The sequence below is a fragment of the uncultured Ruminococcus sp. genome (assembly GCA_902785355.1).
Classification (GTDB): domain Bacteria; phylum Bacillota; class Clostridia; order Oscillospirales; family Acutalibacteraceae; genus Ruminococcoides.
Window position 1 is genome coordinate 32,153 of record CACZYF010000017.1, and the last position, 21,254, is coordinate 53,406.

A 21,254-nucleotide genomic window follows, 5' to 3' on the forward strand; every position below is an offset into this window, starting at 1 on the left:
GGCGTCAGCATGGCCGCTGTCGATGGGATATTGATATAATAATCTGAGGAGAGATAAATATGAGTAAAAAACTGGTAGCCTATTTCTCGGCGAGCGGTACGACCGCGAACGTTGCGAAGGGTCTGGCTCAAGCGGCAAACGCCGACCTGTATGAGATACGCCCCGCCGTACCCTACACGAGAGCCGATCTCAACTGGATGGACAAGCAATCCCGCAGCTCTGTTGAGATGCGTGACAGAAGCTCCCGTCCCGCTCTCGCCGATACCGACGCGGATATCGCGGCATATGATACGATCTTCGTCGGCTTCCCGATATGGTGGTACGTCGCGCCGACGATCATCAACAGCTTTTTGGAGGCGTATGACTTCAGCGGTAAGAAGATCGTGCTGTTCGCGACCTCCGGCGGCTCGGGCTTCGGCAAGGCTGTCGCGGGATTACAGCCGAGCGCTCCCGGCGCAGATATCGTTGAGGGTTCCCTCCTCAACGGCAGACCGAATGAATCAAAGCTCAAAGCCTTCGCTGATCGTTGGTGATCGATCGACCCTCATGATTGATTTCATGGGGGTCTTTTTTACGCCTAAAACACTTGAAAGAGGGCGGCGCGTGGTATATAATCAATCTGTTACTATCGGATCGGAGCAACGGGCGGCTTCGGTCAGCGGCAAGGCTATGCCCGGGAGGCTGTTTTGAAAGTACTGAAAAAGATATTGGATATATATAATCATTCGAGCCTGATCCTCAGGATCATCATCGGGATCGTCCTCGGTACGGGACTGGCGCTGCTGATCCCTTCGGCGGAGTGGATCTCGACGCTCGGCACGCTTTTCGTCGGCGCGCTGAAGGCGATCGCGCCGATACTGGTCGCGGTATTGGTGGCGGCGTCGCTGTGCCAGCGCAGCGCGAAGCTCGACCGCCGCTTCGCGCTGGTGATCTTCTTCTACATGTTCTCGACCTACCTTGCGGCGTTCGCGGCGGTAGCGGCGAGCTTTCTCTTTCCGCAGACGATCACCCTCACGGGCGGCGCTGCCGCCGAGACGACTGCCGCCCCCGGAGGGCTCGGCGAGATCGTTAGGGGACTTCTTGAGAGTCTGATCGCGAATCCTATCGAGGCGCTCGCTCAGGGCAACTACCTCGGAATCCTCTTCTGGGCGGCGATCATCGGATTGGCGCTCAAGCGGTTTGCGGGCGTACGCACGCAGGAGATGATGCAGAACTTCTCCGACGCGATCACCCAGGTGGTGCGATGGATCATCAATCTCGCTCCCTTCGGCATCTTCGGCCTGGTGTTCAGCGCGGTATCACAGAGCGGCTTCGATATCTTCGTCACCTATGGCAAGCTGATGCTGCTGTTGGTCTGTACGATGCTGACGGTCGCGTTGATCCTCAACCCGCTGATCGTCGGGATCGCCCTCAGGCGCAATCCCTATCCGCTGGTGCTGCGTTGTCTGAGAGAGAGCGGACTGACGGCGTTCTTCACACGCAGCTCGGCGGCGAATATACCCGTCAACCTCGGTTTGTGTGAGAAGCTCGGCCTCGACCGCGATATGTACGCGGTTTCCATCCCTCTCGGTGCGACCATCAACATGGACGGCGCAGCGGTCACCATCACGATCATGACTCTTGCCACCGCTCATACGCTGGGGATACAGGTATCCTTCCCCGCGGCGATCTTACTCTCGTTTCTGTCTGCGCTTGCCGCCTGCGGCAGCTCGGGCGTTACCGGAGGCTCGCTGCTGCTGATCCCGATGGCATGCTCGCTGTTCGGTATTTCCGACGCGATCTCGATGCAGGTCGTCGGTGTGGGCTTTATAATCGGCGTAATCCAGGACAGCATGGAAACCGCGATCAACTCCTCCGGCGACGTGCTCTTCACCGCCACAGCGGAGTATGTACATTGGAAAAAGCAGGGCAAACCGCTGCCCGGTTTTCTGGAAAGATCAAAGAAAAAGGCGTAACAGATAAAGGAGATGACGGTATGCTGACCGACAGCATGAAATGGACGCGAGAGCCTGCCGATTATACGATAACACCCGATAAAATCGAGATAACGACGGAGCCGCATACCGACCTGTGGCAACGCACCTACTACCGTTTCAGGAACGATAACGCCCCTGTCCTGCAAGCTCAGACGGATGAACAGTATTTTTCCTTTGTCGTTCGCACGGATTTCAGCGGCAGTCATCACCGCTTCGACCAGTGCGGGATCGTCATGTATCTCGACAGCGAAAATTGGCTCAAGGCCTCCGTCGAGTATGAGAACGGAGAGATACAGCACCTCGGCAGCGTCGTGACCGACGGCGGCTACTCCGACTGGGCGACCGCCGAGATCCCCGCTTCCGTCACATCGATGTGGTACCGGCTGAGCCGCCGTGAGGACGACTTTCGTATCGAGTGCTCCGACGACGGCGTGACCTTCCGCCAGATGCGTATCTGTCATATGTCGCAGGCGACCGGTACGATCCGCTTCGGCGTTTATGCCTGCAGCCCCGAGGATTCGAGCTTCACGGCGGTGTTCACCGATATGGCGCTGACAGAATGTATGTGGCAGGCGCATGACGGTCAGCAGCCGGACTGAGCAGGTGAAATATGTTTACTAAGAGAAAACTGATCCGAAAATACATCCGCTTCTACGGCTGGGTACAGGCAGTCGGCTTTCGCTACCGCGCGATGCAGGCGGCGGAGCATTACGGCGCGACCGGCTGGGTGCGGAACGAATACGACGACTCGGTATCGATGGAGATCCAGGGTACCGAGAAGCAGATCGACGACGTGATCGCAGCGATCGAACGCGGCACCTATATCCGCATCGAGCGTATGGAGGTCAAGGAACTCTCGGTCGACCCGGAAGAGCGCGGTTTCCGCGTCAGCTACCATTGACTCGTGTGCTGACCGGGAAGAAAAGGAGTGAGAATATGATACTGTATATCAATTGTTGTGTGCGAAAAGAATCCAGAACCAACCGTTTGGCGCGAGAGGTGCTGGATCGGCTCGGCGGAGAGGTGACCGAGCTCAGGTTGTATGAGGAGGAGTTGCGTCCCCTTGACCGCGAAACGCTCGACAGACGTACCGCGCTGATCGAGCGGGGTGACTACAGCGACAGGATGTTTGACTACGCTGTTCAGTTCGCCGCCGCAGATACGATCGTGATCGCGGCGCCGTACTGGGATCTGTCCTTTCCCGCTCCGCTCAAAACCTATCTCGAGAACATTTATGTCACCGGAATCGTCTCCGAATACACCGCGGACGGCGTGCCGCGCGGCTTGTGCAGCGCCCGGAGACTGATCTATGTAACAACCGCCGGAGGCCCCTATGATCCGACCTACAGCTACGGTTATCTCAAGGCGCTCGCTAAGGACTTCTTCGGTATCAAAGAGGTTTCTCTGGTCAAGGCGGAAATGCTGGATATTATCGGCAGCGATCCCGAGGAGATCCTCGCGCGCGCTGTCGCTCAGCTGTCCGTAGAAGAATAAACTATCGTAATAGAGAGCCGGTCATGACTGTAAATCATGACCGGCTCCTTCTATATCAGCGCCGAAAATTCGCCGATGGGGTAGACGAAAGTTGTATATTGGGCAGAATTTGGATAATTTTGTAAATAAAAGTCAGATTGTATGCCATTTTTTGTTGACATTAGTTACAATTTGTAATATTATAAAGATTGACAAAGTGCGCCATAGGCGCATATTCGCCGTAAAGCGAATAGGACTCGATTGATAATCGGAGGGATAAATAACATGAAAATCAAGTTAGCCATATTGGAAAAGGATATCGGATATTTGAACCGTATCGTGTCGGTATTTAACCAGAAATACGCTGATAAGATCCAGGTGTATTCTTTTACGACGCCTGAGGTTACCTATAAGACCCTGCACGACACCAAGATCGACGTTCTTCTGGCGAGCGATTTCTTCGATATCGATTTCAGCAAGATACCTTCTCGATGTGGTTTCGCGTATTTTGTTGACTATATGGATATCGAAACGTTGAATAACCAGAAGACTATCTGCAAATTCCAGAAAGCTGACCTGATCTATAAGCAGATTCTGAGCTTGTATTCGGAGAACGCCGAGAACATCACCGGTCTTAAAATCACCGACGAAGCATGTAAGCTGATCGCGTTTACTTCTCCCTGCGGCGGAGCGGGATCATCCACGGTAGCCGCCGCTGCGGCGATGCACTTTGCCGCTCAGGGCAGAAAGACCCTGTACCTCAACCTTGAGAAGTTCGGCTCCTCCGATACGCTGTTCAGCGGCGAGGGTCAGTTCGATTTCAGCGACGTGATTTTCTCGGTCAAGAGCAAAAAGTCGAACCTCAGCATGAAGATGGAGAGCTGTGTCAAGGAGGATAACAACGGTGTTCATTTCTTCTCGGCGCCCAAACAGGCGCTTGATATGCTTGAACTGCATACCGAAGAGATGATCCGACTGATCTCGGAGTTGGAGTTGACAGGTTCGTATGAATATATCGTTGTCGACGTTGATTTCAGCATGGACAAAGAGTTTCTAAAGTTCCTCAAGAAGTTCCATTCTATTATCGTTACCACCACAGGAACCGAACTCTCTAACAATAAGCTGTTCCGCATGTACACTGCGTTAGGCGTTATGGAGAAGAACGACGACGCACCTGTGCTCAGCCGTATGGCGGTACTGTACAATAAGTTCAGCAACAAGACCTGTAAGGTGCTTGGCGATATTGAACTCAAAAGTCTCGGTGGTATTCAGCGCTTTGACCATGCGACCGATCGGCAGGTTGTGGAGCAGATCTCGAAGATGCCCGTTCTTGACGCTTTGGTCTGATATTTTTGGGGGTAGCACATGGATTTTGAACAGGAACAGGAATTAGTAGCGCAAATAAAACGATACGTCACAGAGAACCTTCCGCTGAGTGAGATCAGTGACGAGGATCTCGAAGAGCAGATAGAAAATATCGTTGCTCGGTATCTGGAGGGTATGTATTGCTCGATCGACCAGCGTGTGTCGATCGTCAAGCAGGTCTACAGCTCGATCCGCGGCTTCGGTCTGTTGGACAGCATCATGTCGGATGATACGATTACCGAGGTTATGATCAACGGTCACGAGAACGTTTTCATTGAACAAAACGGACGTTTGTTCAAGCTCGATAAGCAGTTTGAGAGTCAGAGAAGGCTGGAGGATATCATCCAGCGTATCGTCGGTATGGCGGGTCGTGAGGTCAACCAGGCAAACCCGATCTGCGATACCCGACTTCCCGACGGCTCCCGTGTCAACGTCGTTTTGCCGCCGATCGCTCTGTGCGGTCCGACGGTCACTATCCGAAAATTCTCCAAAACGCCTATGACGATCGAAAAGCTCATCGAGTACGGCTCGATCACTCAGGACATCGCCGACAAGCTCGAGCTGCTCGTCAAGGCGAAATACAATATCTTTATCAGCGGCGGTACCGGCTCCGGTAAGACGACCTTCCTCAACGCGCTGTCCAACTACATCCCGCACGATGAGCGTGTTATCACCATCGAGGACTCCGCCGAGCTACAGATCAAGCGTATCGACAACCTTGTCAGCCTCGAGGCCCGTAACGCGAACGCCTCCGGCGCCGGCCAGATCACTATTCGCGATCTGATCAAGTCCTCTCTGCGAATGAGACCCGAGCGAATCATCGTCGGTGAGTGTCGCGGCGGCGAGGCGCTGGACATGCTGCAGGCGATGAACACCGGTCATGACGGTTCGCTCTCGACCGGCCACGCCAACTCCACCGAGGATATGCTCAGCCGTCTGGAAACGATGGTGCTTCAGGGTTCCGCGGGTCTGCCGCTTGAAGCGATCCGTCAGCAGATCGCCTCCGCCGTGGACATCATTATCCACCTCTCCCGACTGAGAGATAAGTCGAGAAAGACCATGGAGATCACCGAGGTGGTAGGATACGAGAACGGACATATCGTACTCAACCCGCTGTATCGGTTCGAAGAGGACGAGTATAGCACATTGGAGCATGTTTCCGGAACATTAAAGAGAACGAATAATGAAATGGTAAACACATATAAATTACAATTATCCGGCGTAAGAGCCGTTATTTAAGGAGAAGATAATCATGCAGAAAAGAATTCTTTGTTTTGTTTTGATCCTTGCATTTGTTGCAGCTCTGTTGACAGCTTGCGGAGAGCCAAAAGCTCCATCGCATGATGACATTGTCAAGGAGATCCAAGAAGAGGAGAACGAAAAAGCGAAAGGACAGGATAATACAGATCAGAATAATCAAGGTAAATCTGATCTGAAGATTAATGTGGCCGGAAAAGATGTTACATTGCCGTTTGATCTCAATGTGTTACTTCAGAGCGGATATACATTTGTGGATTCCGAACAAGAGCAGAAGATAAAAACCAGTGTAAACGAAGAGATTGATACGGTGTTGCTGACCAATGAAAACGAAAAGATGGAGACAATGTATGGTAGTCCGTATCTAAATGTGGATGTTTACTGTGGAAGCAACGCGAACGACATCAAGGTTATAAGCGTCAATATACAGTCTGTTGAAAAGAAGTTCGCGTCTATCAACGGTTTTGGATGGAATGATAGGATAGCTGATCTTATGGCGACAATTAATCACAATTACGATGAATTGGTTGGAACAAACAATGATAATATCAATTCAGGAGAATATGTTATCGAATATACTTTCTCGGACGTAGTAATGGATGTTTATGCTGTGGACGGATTGATTAGCTTAATTGATGTCAAGGCGGTTCAATGATATGGCAAAGAGAGCTAAAAATAAAAAAGAATCAGAGCCAGAGTTTGTTCGGTCTTTGACGAATACAACGGTTCTGAATTATAAGGTTTATAATCTGAAATCGAGCGAAAAGATCCTTTGGTCTGTTATCGCTTTTGCCGTAGGTGCAATAGCTGCCTATATCTTCTATGGCGGTATAGGAAAGAATTCATACGGAGAAGATACCATCGTTACATTTATCTGTAATACTGTCATCATGGTTACGGCGGGGTTGTTTGCGGTTAAGATGTTTCTGCCGATTCGTAGAGATCAGATACTCAGAAAACGAACAAAAATGCTCAAGCTCCAGTTTGTTGATCTTTTGGATTCATTATCTGCGTCGTTTTCTTCCGGAGCAAACGTTCCTACGGCATTTGCAACCGCAAAAAACGACTTGCTTGTTCAGTATCAGGATGATTCTTATATTGTTAAAGAAGTTTCAGTGATACTTGACGGTTATAATCAGAATATCCCGATTGAACAGATGCTTGCTGATTTTGGAAAAAGAAGTAGTATCAAGGATATCGAGAATTTCGGACGCGTATTCGAGACTGTATATCGCAAGGGCGGAGATATTAAGGACGTTGTCCGTGCGACTCACGAGATTTTGAGCTCAAAAACGCAGATAGAGATGGAGATCGCTACCGCTGTGGCTTCAAACAAGAATGAGCAGAACATCATGTTGGTTATGCCCTTTTTGATTGTCGGAATGATCAAATTGATGGGTGGAGATTTTGCGTCTAACTTTACAACCCCTATGGGCTTGATCTTCACAACGATAGGTGTTGCTTTATTCATCATTTCCTATTTCATTGGCAAAGCTGTTCTGAATATTGAGGTGTAAGATGATCGTAGCTCGTTTGATATTGATCGCGTTGACTCTTGTTATTTGTAGCTACTTTGTGTTTCTTTTGTTAACCGTAAAGAAATATGATGAAATGATAGAACCTTTAGCGGATGAAGAGTTCCAGTTGAAGAATATCTATGTGGTTGGTTTTACTATCATAGATAAGTTCCATTTGGATTTCAGATCCAGAAGTGTAAATGCACTTAGAGAGAAGGCGAAGATCCTCTACGGCGAGAAGTTTGTGGAGTATTATATCAGAGTTATCTATGCCCAGAAGATATCTTTTGCTTATTTCGCCATGGTTCTGGTGTGCATTCTTTCGTGCTTTGCATCCGGAAGCGATGGGCTCGTCCTGTTTGCGATTGGACTTGTACTTGCCGGTGTTGTATATTACTACTTCGGTACAAGGGTTGAGAGTCAATTGAAGAAAAAAAGTATTCAATACCTCAGTGAGTTTCCCGATGCAATTTCGACGATTGCGCTGCTGGTTAACTCTGGTATGGTTTTACGTGAGGCGTGGTCTGAGGTCGCTTATTCAGATGACAAGGCGTTACACATGCAAATGCGCCAAGTGACTGAGGATATGAATAATGGTATGTCAGAGGGTGATGCGCTGTATGCGTTCGGTTTGAGGTGTGCAACCCCGGAGATAAAGAAGTTTACTTCATTGATTATTCAAGGTTTGGAAAAAGGTAGCCGGGATCTTGCGGTTTCTCTGCGGAATCAGTCCGCCGAACTTTGGGAGATGAAAAGGCAGAATGTATTGCAGCAGGGTCAGCTCGCATCCAGTAAACTGTTGATACCGATTTTTGTTATGTTTATCGGCATCTTGATTATGGTTATGGGACCGATTATGACCAACCTGGGACTTTAAACGGATAAACTACTCATGCAGTTGATCCGCATGAGAGTATTATAATAATTATTCAGAGAGGAGGAGTATCAATGCTGAATAAATACATCATTAAAATGCAAACTGCGGCTTTAGACGCAATTCGCAAGATCGATGAGCTTGTACACGATGAGAAGGGCGAGGTTAATATTATAGCTATTATTATTATCTTGGCTATAGCTATTGCTTTGGCTATTATTTTCAGAAAGCAGATAAAGGATCTGTTTGATAAGATCTGGGGATCTATCCAGTCCAACTCAGATGATGCATTAACAAAGTATTAAGCTAGATCTATTAATCGAGGATGCAGTGAAACCGGTATGTTTTGACTGCTGTTCCATTTGCATCCTCGATTACAGCGTGATACGATTGTCCGGGGAGAGGAGAAAAGAAACCGATATGGTATATACGATCATCGCGATAGCAGTAGGATTGTTAGAGACTGCGATTACGATCCTGTTTTGTCGGAAAAAGAATCTGTTGTTTGGAAAGGCCGTGAATAGCGGTGTAGCCGAGGAGCCCGAATCAAAATCAGACTCTCAACCCGAGGACGATCCTAACGAAAATACTCATCAGGCGAAGTCGCTTGATGACAACACAGAAATTGCAGAAGAAAAGACTACAGATGAAGGTATAGACAATGTATCGGTCAATTCATCAGATTACAGCGGATTACGACAAAGCGTTATTATCGAGACTGAGGCTGAGTCAAAGATCGATAGTCAAGCGGAGTTGACTGTGGCTGTATATAATAAAACGCAGAGTATCGCGTTGAGTTTTGTGTCTTTAGCAATATTTCTTTCTTCATCGATTTTTTTAATATACAACACAGGAAATATTTTTGGTTATATAAAGCTTACAACTGTAATGCTGACAGTTGTTATTGCTGCTATTACGGATTTGAAACAGAGGATTATACCTAATATCGTAGTCTTATTCGGGCTAGCTGTTAGGGTTATAATATATGTATTTGAGATACTATTTGACAATGAAAATGTACTTGCAATTTTCAAGAATGATCTGATAGGATTTGCCGTAGGATTTGGCGTTTTGTTCCTCGCTTATATTATCAGCAGAAAGTCTATCGGTATGGGTGACGTCAAGCTGTTTGCTGTGATCGGAATTAGTACGGGAGGTATATGTACTTATACCACGCTGTTGTTTTCCTTGATTATTAATACAGTTGTTTCTGTTACGCTGATTATCATTAAGAAAAAGAAAAAGAAAGATTCCGTACCTTTCGCTCCGTCCATATTGATCGGTTATTTGGTTTCGATATTTATAGCCAGTTTTTAAGGTGGTACAAGATGAAGCTTAACAGAAAAACAATTGCTTTATTGGTCGCTGTATTGTGTATTCTCGCAGTAGTACAGGCAATTCCTGCTACATTCGCGGGCGACAGCGAGTACAAGGAAAACCTGAGTCAGGCAAGACAGTATTATGAAGAAGGTTTGTATTTGCTGTCAATTGAATCCTATCAAAAGGCTCTCGCAAGGGAGGAGAGCTTACCGGTAGAACTGGAATTGACAGACGCGTATTTTCGTGCAGTGGAAAACGGAGAGATTACGCATACATACAATATCACTACATATTTGAACGGTTTGGTTGAAAAGTATCACAATAACCATGAGATATACGATGCGATATTGAGGTTTGATATCGATCAGGAAGATTATCAAGCAGCTGCTGATATTTTGGAAGCTGCAGATAAATCAAGAGTTACCTCCGATATAATTACCGAAGCCAAGCAAACACTGAAGACAAAGTATAAATCATTGTATTCTGTTATTACAGATGTTAAAAGGAGCGCTCAGGGAACCTTTGTTGTAAAGGATGCCGATAAGTATTACATCTATGATGAAGAGTTCAAAATGTTGTTTGACAGCGGTTATGACTATGTATCCGTTTATATCAACGGATATGCACTGGCAAAGAAAAATGGAAAAACTTTTCTGATTGACAGCAAAGGTGTAAGACAAGCATATTTTGACGACGATATCACTTCTTCAACGGGCTTTGGCAGTGAATTATTCGCATGTAAAAAAAGCTCAAAGTTTTCATACTACGATATGAAAGGCAACGAAGTTTTCGGCTCGTATGATTTCGCCGGAAGGTTCAAGGAAGGTGTTGCTGCTGTTAAGACTGACAAAAGCTGGCAGGTTATCGATACCGAGGGTAAGCCGGTATCGGAAGAGTCATTTGAAGATATCAAACTCGGAGGTTCCGACGAGTGCTGCTCCGGAGGCGTTATCTTTGCAAAAAAGTCCGGAAAGTACTATATGTATGACAGTTCCATGAATAAGATTTGTGAAGATGCATTTGACGACTGTGATTTGTTTATGGATAAAAACTGGTTGGCAGCTGTAAAGATTGATAAAAAATGGGGATTCGTCGATGTAACGGGAAAAACAGTTATCGAGGCAAAATATGACACTGCAAAATCGTTCTCATATGGTTTAGCAGCGGTTACTTCCGGTAAGGAATGTTTCTTTATCGATAAAAACGATGAGAAAATAATAACCGGAGAGTTCAAAGAGGGTAGTTATTTCAACAAAAACGGACTTTGCTTGATAAAGAGTGAAACTTTCTGGCAACCTATCGTTCGATACTATGTGGAGAAAGATGCAAAATGAAATCCTTCTTAAACAAAAAGATCAATATGAAAGATGAAGGAGCTAATGTTGTAATCGAGGCATCCTTTGTTATGTCTATTGCTGTCGTGATGATTGCTGTTCTGATCAATCTGGGGTTTATTACCTATGAACATTCACTCCTTCAGGCTACAGCAAATAAAACAGCATCAAATATTGCGAATGTATATTCCTCGATTTGTCGTGATCCTGAGTTTGGATATGTAAACGATTCGAATTTTTACAAAACTAATTTATATCGGTACGTAACAAATTTTTTCACTTCTTCTTCCGATGATAGAGCGTCCAGAAAGGGAGCTTGGTATTCTCTGTATAATATTAAGCGTAATAAGATGATGAAGGATGAACCGAAGAATATCAATATTGATGTTGAGGGAAGAAAGGGCACCATCCTGTTAAATCAGGTCATTGTGACGATAAAAAGCGAGTATTCTGTTCCTCTTTCCCAAATATGGGGGGGAAATAATAAAATGACCTTTACTGTGACCGGCAGATCAAACTGTATAGATTTGCTTGATTATTTCGATACGGTTATGATGGTTGAAGATGACTTTATTAAAAAGCTGGATAAATTTACGGAGAGATTTACAAAGTTTATTAATACGTTTGATTTTAGCTCGTTGGTGAATTAATTATGAAGAAAAGAATCAAAAAAAGAATTACAAAAGTATGTCGTGGTTCTATATCCATTCTTTTGTCACTGCTCTTGACCGGTATTTGTTCGCTGACCGCGTTGGTTATGGAAGCAGGCAGATACAGAACTGCCGATCAGATCATGGATGATGCTGCAATCAATTCCGCTATGTCGCTGATTGCTGATTTTGACTCTACTCTCCAAAAGAGGTTTGGGTTATATGCTGTTAAGTCCAGAAACGGAGAAGGCGGAGATATTTCTAAGTATATGAGCGCTAATTCCGATTCCGATGCATCGGGCATGTCTTTCCTTTATAATCTTATTGACAGCAAAGCAAGTTGGAAATATGATTTAGCTAATTACAGTGTTTTAGAACGTCAGATGCTTGAATACGAGAAGTATCGCGCTCCCGCAGAGCTGGCAGAAGAGTTATTTAATATAGATAAGATTATCAAGGAATTGAAAGAGAAAATCGAAAAAATGATTCCCATGCTTGAGAATCTTTTGGAAGTTGTAGACGCAGCGTGTGATTTGCTTGATGCACTAAAGGAATTGTATACGTTATACAAAACGATCCAGCAGATAGAGGCATCGATCTTTGACGGTAAAGGAGGATTTGAAAATACAGTCAATCAGTTATTCGGGAAAGGTTGGGAGGCAATTGAGACAGGTTTCTTTAACGGGAAAAAATGGGAAACTGCCGACCCATCGTATTACATATCTTATCGTGCGCTGAACAAGGCAATCGGCAATAAGATCGACTATATGAACTCTCATAGCCCTGCTCCTCAGCCTCCTGCAGGTGACCGTCCGTCGGTTGATGACATCAACAGGATTAACGCAGAAACTCTTGAAGCATATTATGCGGTGTTAAGCTACGCTGTTAATAACGGCTATTTTGACGCAAACGGTCTTGTTGACGCAGATGCAAAAATAGATGATCTTGTCAAGGACACTGATATCAGTTCTAAGATGAGTTACCTGAGCTTTTTGAACAAGGACATGACCCGCAGCGCTATGGTCAGTGAGATGGCAAATGCTATTTCGGGATGGAACGTCGGTTCGTTTAGTGCAACTTCAAACAGAACGGATGTTTCTTCGATATGTTCTGCTGTTAACAACAACGCGAGTAATTACCGGTCGACCTATTCCGGACAGGTCAATGCTCAGAATTCATGGGATCAGAAAAACAAAGCATATAACGAATATCAGGAGAAGCTGAAAGAGTATAACGAAGCAATAGATACAGAAAAAAAGAATTTAACTAACGCTCTTACAACCATCGCCGGTGAATTGGGGACCTACAAAGGCTCGGTTGAAAAGTGTAAAGAAGCGGTTCAGAAGGCAGTAAATGCTGTTCAAAAGATGAAAGATAATGTTACTGAGTTGAAGGGAGACGGAGATTGGTCGGCTGAAGATATCTCAAAAATCGACGATGTTTTTCAGACGTTGATTAATATGCTTACAACATCTATTCTGGATAATGCAAATGAAGGAATGGATTTCATCGCGAATCAAAAAGCAGCACTTGAGGATGTAAGCGGTGAAAAGATCGATACAAGTTACGGAAAGCTGGCTGATCATAAGAATCTGGATACCGGAAAGATGGAATATGAATCCGGAGGATATTATTTAAGTAAAACGGAGATGTCGGAAAAGCTTATCATAATCGGCGGACTGTCCATTTGCCGTAATATGGAGAGTCAATTGATCTCTGTCATGAACTGCTTCAAGCAACTGCAGCAAGCGTTTTCGGTAATTCCTGCTTTGTTTGATCCGGAGTGTGTCGCCAACCTTGATCCTGCGACAACAAACCTGTTCCCCTCAAAGACAGGTACAAACAGTGAGGAGAACAACGAAGAAGACCTAGCTAGTATAGAAGCGTATCTGAATGATGCACGAAGTAAGCTCGGTGCAATCTATGAGGAGGATATCGGCTTGGTCGATCCTAATAATGTCTCCGAATCTGACTTGATGAACGAGGAGCTGACGGAAAGGATCTCGCGAATTGCCGATACTATGCAGGAGCTTTCCGGAGATCAGGATTCAATCCTCGCGAAGGTGTTGATCATTCCGGTATTGGTCAAAATTGTCACAATGGCGCCAAAGCTTGTCCAGTTAATCGAAGATGTCATTTTTGTTTCTCAACATATCGGAGAGGTCTTGCTGATGTTGCCTCAGCATCTTGGTGAAAGTGTTCTATTGAATCAATATGCGGTTTCCAATTTCTCCAACAGGTTGGATAAGGTAAAGGGAGAACAGGGAGTCGGAAGAAGATTATTGGGAATCGGAGGAGAAGTACGGAAAGATACGCAAACCTTCTCTCAGGCGAATTTGGAATATATTTTAGCCGGTGGCACCAATGAAGCGATCAACCAAGAGGCGTGCTTTAATCGAATATTTGCACTGAGATTGATAAATAATGCGATTCTGATAGCCTTGGATTCTGATTGGATGGAAATTATCAGTGCATGTAATTTTTTAGCCCCCGTTGTGTTTTTAGTGCTTCTCTATATTGAGAGCAATATGGACATGAACCTGCTGATCAAACTGAAGATGGAGATTCCTCTTATCAAAACAAAGCTGATATTATCTTTTGATCATTTAGCAGAGATCACTGAGAGTTTGACAGAGGTTGTAGAGATTGAGGAATTCGATTACGAAGATGAAGATTGTGTTTATTCTTATTATTCGGAAAAATATGAACAAACATATACTTTCACCTATGAAGAATGGCGAGAATTGGGCTTGGAAACCACTCTTGAAGAAACCGGCGAGGTTATCAACAAGGATACGGATATTGTATTAGATAAGAATGCCAGCGCGCTAAGTAAATACTATGCAACCAAGGAAGTAAACGAGGAAACACAGAAAGTACTGAATAATCTTGAGGAAGGCTTGTTTAAGCTGGATTATAAATCATACTTGTTCTTGTTTATGTTCTTCCAGTCCAATCGTTTGAAAGTAAAACGAATGGCGGATTTGATCCAGATGGAACTCAGATACACACAAATGTATCAAAAAGCAAATCCGGATGTGCTTTTGTCGGATTATCACACTTTTGTCAGAGTTCAAGCGGACGGTACGCTTCATTCCGTGCTCCCTGTTATATCACTTGGTAAGAACGGTATCAATAAGGCGGGCTGGAAACTGACATCCGTTAAGTACGTAGGATATTAAGGCGGTGTATCATGAAGGATAAAAGAGGATCATTGATGGTCGAAGCTTCGCTTTCGTTGACAGCCTTTATGTTTTTGGTATTGTTTTTCATGAGCTTTGCCGGGGTTTACCGCGCTCAGAGTGTAGTATCCCATGCCGGATTCCAGACGAGCCAGACGATGGCGGTTCAATCTTTTATGCGGCAAAAGGTCGGAGAAGCGGGTACACTCCAGGCAGTTCGTAAGCTGATTGACTTTTACCAAATGATCAGTGGTTCTACCTGGGGTACCGGATTTACAGATTCGTTCAGAAGTCTCGGAGAGGTACAAAATCTGGAAGGGCTGATCAGAGAGGATTTCGCCTACAGCCTCGGCGATTCGATGGAGGAAGCCGACGCAAGGTTAAAAAAGGTTGGTGTTAAGAATGGCATCAACGGTATTGACTTTTCCGGTTCTTCCGTAACAAAAAGTGACATCACTATCAAAATGAAGTATACAGTAGAGATGCAGTTTGCTTTCTTTGGTAAAAAAGAACTGGTGCTGGAGAAAACGGCTGTATGTAAGGCGTTCGGCGGAGTTACTCTGCCGGGCTCGAAAGAAAAGAATGAGATTCCCGTTCCGACTGCAACGCCAACTGATGGTGAGGGAGGTTCAGGCAGCAGTGGAGGCAGTGGATCATCAGGAGGCGGCAAACACGGCGGCTGAGTTCTCATTGTCCTTTCATAAAACCAAGAGGGAATGATAACTGAGCAATAAGATGATATTTCGTTGATTATCTGAGATTTAAAAAAACTTGTGTAACTTACTGCGGATTGTTTACATATCGAGAGATTGTGTCCACATACAAGTTTTTGAGGTGATGCTTGTCGTATCATAAACATGAAAAACGACGGAAGGATTCGGCCGGTTGGACGTTTTATCATGGTATATACATGCCCCAGAATAGAAAAGTTTAGATTGTCATTGTAAGGAGTATAGGAAAATGATACCATCGCTATTGCTTTCGATAGCTCTTGTTGCGTTATCGCTTGCAGCAAATATATATGTATGGATTCAGTGCGCGGCACATGGCTCTATACCTGCGTATGCTATTGCCGGTGTTATGGCTTTTATCTACGTTTTATTGTTCCTTTTTGGATTTAGCAGAACGAAACGAACAGGGAAACCGTATTTAACCATTATTGCAATCGTTTTATTTGTCATCGGAATGTTGGTATATATTTTCAGATATCAAATTATTGATATCTACAACAATGTATTTCCGTATATTCCACATGACGATGAATTGTCATTAAATAATTACATTTAAGATGATTCTTGGCAAAGGCTGTTAAAGATTGATTGTATCGGAGCATTGATGCAATATGATTATAAGCTCTTTTATTGAAATATTTGATGAAGTATAGAGGAGAATTACATTATGAGCTTTTATTTTGAAAATCAGGGAATCAATACATTTTTAGTTTATGAAATAAAGCCGACAGATGAAATCGATACCATGAGCTTGGGCATGATATCCAACAATAAGATCGACGGCTTTGCCACCACTCTGTTTACGCAGATGGATAATACACGGTACATCAAGTATGATGTTTCCGCTAAGCTGTCTGTCAAGCAGTTCTTTGAGGGCGTTGTCAACAGAAAAAGATTGATCGGTGTGTTCAGAGGCATTGTCAATGCATTGATTGCAGCTGAGGATTATATGATCGATAACAAAAGTATCGTGCTGGACACTAACTTCATATTTGCCGATGTTTCGACATGCAAGACGTCGATGATCTGCTTGCCGATCGTAGGTATGGGCAATCAGTACAGTGATTTCGGTGCTTTCTTCAAGAATATCATGTTCAGCACACAGCTCGATTCATCCGAAAACTGTGATTATGTTGCCAAGATTATCAATTATCTTAACAGCGCTTCCGTTTTTTCGCTTTATGAGTTTAAGAAGATCCTCGATGGGATAGAATACAGCACCAATACCCCGGCGACTAACGTCGTTCAGCCTGTACAACAGGCTATTCCGCAGCCTGTTGCGGCGCGTCCCGTGCAGCAGACGATCGTAAAGCCCGAACCGATTCCCGTACAGCCGAAGCCGGCGGTATCTGCCCCGGTACAGCCGCAGCAAGCACCGCCTAAGCCGGTTCAAACCAACGTACAGCCGCCGACGTTTCATCAGCCGGTTCCTCAGCAGCCTGCAGGCGGAAACAGCGGTGTGAATCGAATGAATAATCCCGGACAAAATCCTGTTTCGGCACCGGTATCTCCCGATGAGAAACCGATGTCCTTCTTCAGTTTGATGATGCATTACAATAAAGAGAATGCTGCGAAGTACAAGGCGCAGCAGGCGGCGAAGAAAAACGGTCAGGCGGTGCCTCAGGCGCCTGTGCAGAGCTTCCCTCAGCCCGGGCGTCAGCCGATGCAGCAGCCTGTTCCCGGAAAGAATAAGAAGAACCCGCCCGCAGCGTTTAACGGCGGTTTCGCTGTTCCCGGTCAGCAGCAGAAGGCTCCGGTACAGCAGGGTGGCTTTGCGATACCCGGTCAGGGACCCGCACCGATCGGCACTCAGGCGCCGGCTCAACGCGGCGGCTTCGCGATTCCGGGACAGGGTCCCGCGCCGATCGGCAAACCCGCTCCCTCACCGATTCCCGCGCCGATTCAGAATAAGACCGCAAAGCCGGCACCGGCTCCCGTGCAGCAGACGCCGTTCAATGCGCCTGTCAGCCAAGGCTACCAGCCGAACCAGCCGATGAATGAGGTCGCGATGAACTTCGGTGAGACCACGGTTCTCGGCGGCGGCGAAGGCGGTGAAGGCGAGACCACCGTACTGGGTGATCTGCCCGGCACCTCCGCACAGCAGGCGGTCAAGCGTCCCTTCATCGTTCGTGTGAAGAACAACGAGCGTATCGCGGTGGATAAGCCTGTCTTCCGCATCGGTAAGGAAAGAAGCTTTGTTGATTATTTTGTCGGCGATAACGCCTATGTCAGCCGTGTCCACGCAAATGTAGTTCAAAAGGACGGCAGGTATTATATTATTGATAACAATTCCCGTAACCGTACCTTCGTTAACGGTGAGGCGATCACCAGCAGCACTGAGGTCGAGTTGCACAGCGGTGATACCTTCAAGCTCGCAAACGAAGAATTTGAGTTCAAACTGTTTTGATAATTAGGAGTCAAAAATGGATTTTTTAATTGCTGCCGATACCGATATTGGTAATACCAGAAAAACGAATCAGGACAGCGTAGCTGTTATGGTCGCTGACATGGGCAGCGTTCCCGTGGCGTTCGGTGTGATCTGTGACGGCATGGGCGGTCTTGCGAAAGGCGAGCTTGCGAGCGCTACCATGATCCACTCGATGACGGCGTGGTTCAGGAACGACTTCCCCTCGATGTATCGGAGCGGCATGGAGGACGGCGCGATCCGCGACGTATGGACCTCGATCATTCGCAGAAACAACGAGGCGATCCAGAGCTACGGCGCCGCGAATCAGCTGAGTCTCGGCACGACGATCTCAGCCATCCTGATTACGCCCGAACGGTATTATATCGTTAATGTCGGCGATACGCGAATCTACGAGATCGGCAGCACCGTCAAGCAGCTCACCGACGATCAGACGGTCGTCGCTCAGGAGCTCAGGTACGGTAGGATCACGCCCGAACAGGCGGAGAACGACCCCAGAGGCAGCGTGCTGCTGCAGTGCGTCGGCGCGTCAAGGGTGGTGAATCCGGAGTTCTTCTTCGGCGCTCCGCTGCAGAACGCGACCTACCTGCTGTGCAGCGACGGCTTCCGTCATAAGATCGGCAACGCGGAGATCATGGACTTCTTCAACGCGGCGATCAACACCGACGCCGATATCATGAAGACGCATATTCGCCAGCTCATCGAGCTGAACAAGCAAAAGCAGGAGAAGGACAACATCACCGCTGCATTAATCAGAACGTTTTAAGGGGTATTCTCAATGTTAGAAATCGGACAACTTGTCGACAACAAATATCGTGTACTTGATATCGTCGGCAAGGGCGGAATGAGCGTCGTTTATCTGGCGCGTAATGAAAGAGCCAACAAGTCGTGGGCAATCAAAGAGGTACGCAAGGTCGGCGAGGAAAACCTGGAGGTCAAGAAGAACAGCCTGATCGCCGAGACCGAGATGCTGAAGAACCTCTCGCATCCCAACCTCCCGACCATCGTAGACGTTATCGAGACCGAGGATACCTTCCTCGTTGTCATGGACTATATCGAAGGTAACGACCTGAGCGAGATCCTCAGGGAATACGGCGCGCAGCCTCAGGAAAAGGTCATCGAATGGGGGCTGCAGCTGTGTGACGTGCTCGGTTATCTGCACACCCGTGAAAAACCGATTATCTACCGTGATCTGAAGCCCGCGAACATTATGCTCAAGCCTGACGGCAACATCACGCTGATCGACTTCGGTACCGCGCGAGAGATCAAGGTCGCCGACGCGAACGACACGATCAGCCTGGGCACCCGCGGCTATGCCGCTCCCGAGCAGTTCGGCGCTAACGCCAAGACTGACGCCAGAACCGACATCTACTGCCTGGGTGCTACGATGTATCATCTGGTCACGAACCATAATCCCGCGACAGAGCCTTATGTGATGTCGCCGATCCGCGAGCGTAATCCTGCCCTGTCCGCCGGTTTGGAGAACATCATCTTAAAATGTACCCGCAACAATCCCGACGAACGCTATCAGTCCTGTGCCGAGTTGATGTATGCGCTGGAGCACTATGATACCATCGACGAGGCGTACCGTAAGAAGCAGAAGCGTAAGCTCGGTTCCTTTATTACGATGCTGGTGCTGATGGTCGTATGCTTAGGCATAGCGGTATTCGCTCATTTCGGCGCTCAGAGCAGAAAGGCTGAGGATATCAACACCTATCTGATCGAGGCGGATAACGAAGCGAACACAAAGGATGAGCGTGTAGCTGCGTTTAAAAAGGGTATCCATCTGGATCCCGCCAACGAGCAGTTTTATAACGGCTTATTGGATCTGTATCTGACTACCGACGATAAGGGCGAGCCCGAATCAGATAACAAGCTGTCGGTACGCGAGATCTCGGATCTGGATATGATCGCCTTTGAAAATGATAACAAGATTCAGCCTCTGACTGAATTTAGAGATAATAATAAGGAAGAATATGAGAAGTTCTGTTCCAAGACGGGCGTTTCGTGCTGGTACTACTATGACAGCAGCTCCAAGAAGGAGGATAAGGCTTCAGAGTGGTTCAAGCGGTATTTGGATTCGGTAGGAGATAATGAGACCGAGGAGTCAAAATTCGTTCAGATCTATAACTCCATCGGTCAGCTCCATCATATGCAGATCGCCCGACAGCAGGATCAGAAGGTTCAGAACGAACAGCTTTGGGGTGTATTGGCAGAACTGTACAGCTTCTGTCAAAACGCCTCGGATGATGAAGCAGTCGTACTTGCAGGTAAAGAGATTGTTGAGAATATTGTCAACTACTGCACCGGCTTTGCTTCTCTGGATGATGTGAATAAAGAAGATTTGGTCAACAGAGTAAACGATGTCCACAATATCATCGCCGAGAAATATGAGAATGCCGACAGCAACATCAAGAAGCTGATCGAGAGGCAGTTTTCTGCGATCAATGTCAACGGTACCAATACAGATATCGCCGACTATTTTAAGATGGTAGAAGCTAAGATCCTCGATAACTTCAAAAGTCAGAATAGGGTGAAATAATGACATACGATCAGTACAATATATTGTTTATCGCCGCGCTTGTGATGGCGGGTGTGTTCCTTGTCATCGCGGTCATCCTGTTCTTTGCGCTGAGGATCCCCGCTGTGATCGGCGACCTCAGCGGCGCTACCGCGAGAAAAGCGATCATGGATATCCGCAACGGTAAGACGACATTCAACAAGAAGAAAAAGAGCACCGTTAAAGCTGATACCGAGCAGATGGCGAAGATTACTGCCGAAATGGAGGGCTCTCCGACTGTTTCCAAGCCTGATTCCGGCAGAGTTAACCGCAGCATGACTACGGCGAAGCTCGAAACGAAAGCACATTCGGAGATCGATTATTCCGCTCCGACCGAAGTGATGGTCGAAGAGACCGCGCTGCTGGTTGAGGAGACTCCCGCCCCGACGGCTGAGTTTATGCGTCAGGCTGTTGTTGAAACGACGGGTACAACAGTATCCGACGCGGGTTATTCGGAGCAGACGACCGTGCTCAGCGATATCGACGATGAGACGAGCGTGCTCAGCTCAGCTCCCGTGAATCATCCCGGTGCGTTCCGGATCCGCACGGAGATCATGCTGTTTGTCAGCGATGAGATCATAACGGTATAA

General features: G+C 46.8%; 21 protein-coding genes. All 21 read left to right on the forward strand.

Annotated features, from left to right (window positions below):
* Positions 1–59 precede the first annotated feature (59 nt).
* Entirely contained in the window at positions 60–533 is a 474-nt protein-coding gene (locus R2I50_RS05615; protein ID WP_316608179.1) for a flavodoxin, read from the forward strand.
* A gap of 162 nt (positions 534–695) precedes the next feature.
* Complete coding sequence (gene sstT, locus R2I50_RS05620; protein ID WP_316608202.1) at positions 696–1,955, forward strand: serine/threonine transporter SstT; 1,260 nt, start codon at positions 696–698, stop codon at positions 1,953–1,955.
* Positions 1,956–1,975: 20 nt separating this feature from the next.
* Positions 1,976–2,575 carry a DUF1349 domain-containing protein gene (locus tag R2I50_RS05625; RefSeq protein ID WP_316608180.1) on the forward strand — a complete coding sequence of 200 codons (600 nt, stop codon included), beginning with the start codon at positions 1,976–1,978 and terminating at the stop codon, positions 2,573–2,575.
* A gap of 11 nt (positions 2,576–2,586) precedes the next feature.
* Positions 2,587–2,877, forward strand: coding sequence for an acylphosphatase (locus R2I50_RS05630; RefSeq protein ID WP_316608181.1), 291 nt, complete (start codon positions 2,587–2,589; stop codon positions 2,875–2,877).
* A gap of 35 nt (positions 2,878–2,912) precedes the next feature.
* A complete protein-coding gene (locus tag R2I50_RS05635; RefSeq protein ID WP_316608182.1) occupies positions 2,913–3,470 on the forward strand; it encodes an NAD(P)H-dependent oxidoreductase in 558 nt (185 codons plus the stop codon).
* Between the two features lie 264 nt (positions 3,471–3,734).
* Positions 3,735–4,796, forward strand: coding sequence for a chromosome partitioning protein ParA (locus tag R2I50_RS05640; protein ID WP_316608183.1), 1,062 nt, complete (start codon positions 3,735–3,737; stop codon positions 4,794–4,796).
* 18 nt (positions 4,797–4,814) lie between these two features.
* Positions 4,815–6,053, forward strand: coding sequence for a CpaF family protein (locus tag R2I50_RS05645; RefSeq protein WP_316608184.1), 1,239 nt, complete (start codon positions 4,815–4,817; stop codon positions 6,051–6,053).
* A gap of 13 nt (positions 6,054–6,066) precedes the next feature.
* Positions 6,067–6,726, forward strand: a complete 660-nt coding sequence (locus R2I50_RS05650) for a hypothetical protein (RefSeq protein WP_316608185.1) — start codon at positions 6,067–6,069, stop codon at positions 6,724–6,726.
* A 1-nt stretch (position 6,727) separates the two neighbouring features.
* The gene (locus R2I50_RS05655) at positions 6,728–7,588 is read left to right on the forward strand and encodes a hypothetical protein (protein WP_316608186.1); all 861 of its coding nucleotides are present in this window, start codon (positions 6,728–6,730) and stop codon (positions 7,586–7,588) included.
* Position 7,589: 1 nt separating this feature from the next.
* Complete coding sequence (locus R2I50_RS05660) at positions 7,590–8,465, forward strand: type II secretion system F family protein (RefSeq protein WP_316608187.1); 876 nt, start codon at positions 7,590–7,592, stop codon at positions 8,463–8,465.
* A 71-nt stretch (positions 8,466–8,536) separates the two neighbouring features.
* Positions 8,537–8,767 (forward strand): Flp1 family type IVb pilin, encoded by a 231-nt coding sequence (locus R2I50_RS05665; protein WP_316608188.1) that lies wholly within the window; start codon positions 8,537–8,539, stop codon positions 8,765–8,767.
* Between the two features lie 115 nt (positions 8,768–8,882).
* A complete protein-coding gene (locus tag R2I50_RS05670; RefSeq protein ID WP_316608189.1) occupies positions 8,883–9,779 on the forward strand; it encodes an A24 family peptidase in 897 nt (298 codons plus the stop codon).
* 11 nt (positions 9,780–9,790) lie between these two features.
* Positions 9,791–11,116, forward strand: coding sequence for a WG repeat-containing protein (locus R2I50_RS05675; protein ID WP_316608190.1), 1,326 nt, complete (start codon positions 9,791–9,793; stop codon positions 11,114–11,116).
* Positions 11,113–11,766 (forward strand): hypothetical protein, encoded by a 654-nt coding sequence (locus R2I50_RS05680; RefSeq protein ID WP_316608191.1) that lies wholly within the window; start codon positions 11,113–11,115, stop codon positions 11,764–11,766. The genes R2I50_RS05675 and R2I50_RS05680 overlap by 4 nt, the downstream gene beginning before the upstream one ends.
* A 2-nt stretch (positions 11,767–11,768) precedes the next feature.
* Positions 11,769–14,948 carry a DUF5702 domain-containing protein gene (locus tag R2I50_RS05685; protein ID WP_316608192.1) on the forward strand — a complete coding sequence of 1,060 codons (3,180 nt, stop codon included), beginning with the start codon at positions 11,769–11,771 and terminating at the stop codon, positions 14,946–14,948.
* Positions 14,949–14,959: 11 nt separating this feature from the next.
* A complete protein-coding gene (locus R2I50_RS05690) occupies positions 14,960–15,631 on the forward strand; it encodes a hypothetical protein (protein WP_316608193.1) in 672 nt (223 codons plus the stop codon).
* Positions 15,632–15,908: 277 nt separating this feature from the next.
* Positions 15,909–16,235, forward strand: a complete 327-nt coding sequence (locus R2I50_RS05695) for a hypothetical protein (RefSeq protein ID WP_316608194.1) — start codon at positions 15,909–15,911, stop codon at positions 16,233–16,235.
* Positions 16,236–16,346: 111 nt separating this feature from the next.
* Entirely contained in the window at positions 16,347–18,086 is a 1,740-nt protein-coding gene (locus R2I50_RS05700) for a DUF6382 domain-containing protein (protein WP_316608195.1), read from the forward strand.
* A gap of 16 nt (positions 18,087–18,102) precedes the next feature.
* Positions 18,103–18,870 (forward strand): PP2C family serine/threonine-protein phosphatase, encoded by a 768-nt coding sequence (locus R2I50_RS05705; RefSeq protein WP_316608196.1) that lies wholly within the window; start codon positions 18,103–18,105, stop codon positions 18,868–18,870.
* Between the two features lie 12 nt (positions 18,871–18,882).
* Positions 18,883–20,646, forward strand: a complete 1,764-nt coding sequence (locus R2I50_RS05710) for a serine/threonine-protein kinase (protein WP_316608197.1) — start codon at positions 18,883–18,885, stop codon at positions 20,644–20,646.
* Positions 20,646–21,254: a hypothetical protein gene (locus R2I50_RS05715; RefSeq protein ID WP_316608198.1), complete on the forward strand. Its 609-nt coding sequence runs from the start codon at positions 20,646–20,648 to the stop codon at positions 21,252–21,254. Before R2I50_RS05710 ends, R2I50_RS05715 begins: the two co-directional genes overlap by 1 nt.

Excerpts from the sequence above, each read along its gene's own strand:
- R2I50_RS05650 (WP_316608185.1), top strand. The coding sequence starts at position 6,067 with ATGCAGAAAAGAATTCTTTGTTTTGTTTTGATCCTTGCATTTGTTGCA.
- R2I50_RS05665 (WP_316608188.1), top strand. The coding sequence starts at position 8,537 with ATGCTGAATAAATACATCATTAAAATGCAAACTGCGGCTTTAGACGCA.
- R2I50_RS05680 (WP_316608191.1), top strand. The coding sequence starts at position 11,113 with ATGAAATCCTTCTTAAACAAAAAGATCAATATGAAAGATGAAGGAGCT.
- R2I50_RS05655 (WP_316608186.1), top strand. The coding sequence starts at position 6,728 with ATGGCAAAGAGAGCTAAAAATAAAAAAGAATCAGAGCCAGAGTTTGTT.
- R2I50_RS05625 (WP_316608180.1), top strand. The coding sequence starts at position 1,976 with ATGCTGACCGACAGCATGAAATGGACGCGAGAGCCTGCCGATTATACG.
- R2I50_RS05690 (WP_316608193.1), top strand. The coding sequence starts at position 14,960 with ATGAAGGATAAAAGAGGATCATTGATGGTCGAAGCTTCGCTTTCGTTG.
- R2I50_RS05695 (WP_316608194.1), top strand. The coding sequence starts at position 15,909 with ATGATACCATCGCTATTGCTTTCGATAGCTCTTGTTGCGTTATCGCTT.
- R2I50_RS05675 (WP_316608190.1), top strand. The coding sequence starts at position 9,791 with ATGAAGCTTAACAGAAAAACAATTGCTTTATTGGTCGCTGTATTGTGT.
- R2I50_RS05630 (WP_316608181.1), top strand. The coding sequence starts at position 2,587 with ATGTTTACTAAGAGAAAACTGATCCGAAAATACATCCGCTTCTACGGC.
- R2I50_RS05660 (WP_316608187.1), top strand. The coding sequence starts at position 7,590 with ATGATCGTAGCTCGTTTGATATTGATCGCGTTGACTCTTGTTATTTGT.
- R2I50_RS05715 (WP_316608198.1), top strand. The coding sequence starts at position 20,646 with ATGACATACGATCAGTACAATATATTGTTTATCGCCGCGCTTGTGATG.
- R2I50_RS05710 (WP_316608197.1), top strand. The coding sequence starts at position 18,883 with ATGTTAGAAATCGGACAACTTGTCGACAACAAATATCGTGTACTTGAT.
- R2I50_RS05685 (WP_316608192.1), top strand. The coding sequence starts at position 11,769 with ATGAAGAAAAGAATCAAAAAAAGAATTACAAAAGTATGTCGTGGTTCT.
- R2I50_RS05615 (WP_316608179.1), top strand. The coding sequence starts at position 60 with ATGAGTAAAAAACTGGTAGCCTATTTCTCGGCGAGCGGTACGACCGCG.
- R2I50_RS05670 (WP_316608189.1), top strand. The coding sequence starts at position 8,883 with ATGGTATATACGATCATCGCGATAGCAGTAGGATTGTTAGAGACTGCG.
- R2I50_RS05635 (WP_316608182.1), top strand. The coding sequence starts at position 2,913 with ATGATACTGTATATCAATTGTTGTGTGCGAAAAGAATCCAGAACCAAC.
- R2I50_RS05700 (WP_316608195.1), top strand. The coding sequence starts at position 16,347 with ATGAGCTTTTATTTTGAAAATCAGGGAATCAATACATTTTTAGTTTAT.
- R2I50_RS05645 (WP_316608184.1), top strand. The coding sequence starts at position 4,815 with ATGGATTTTGAACAGGAACAGGAATTAGTAGCGCAAATAAAACGATAC.
- R2I50_RS05705 (WP_316608196.1), top strand. The coding sequence starts at position 18,103 with ATGGATTTTTTAATTGCTGCCGATACCGATATTGGTAATACCAGAAAA.
- R2I50_RS05640 (WP_316608183.1), top strand. The coding sequence starts at position 3,735 with ATGAAAATCAAGTTAGCCATATTGGAAAAGGATATCGGATATTTGAAC.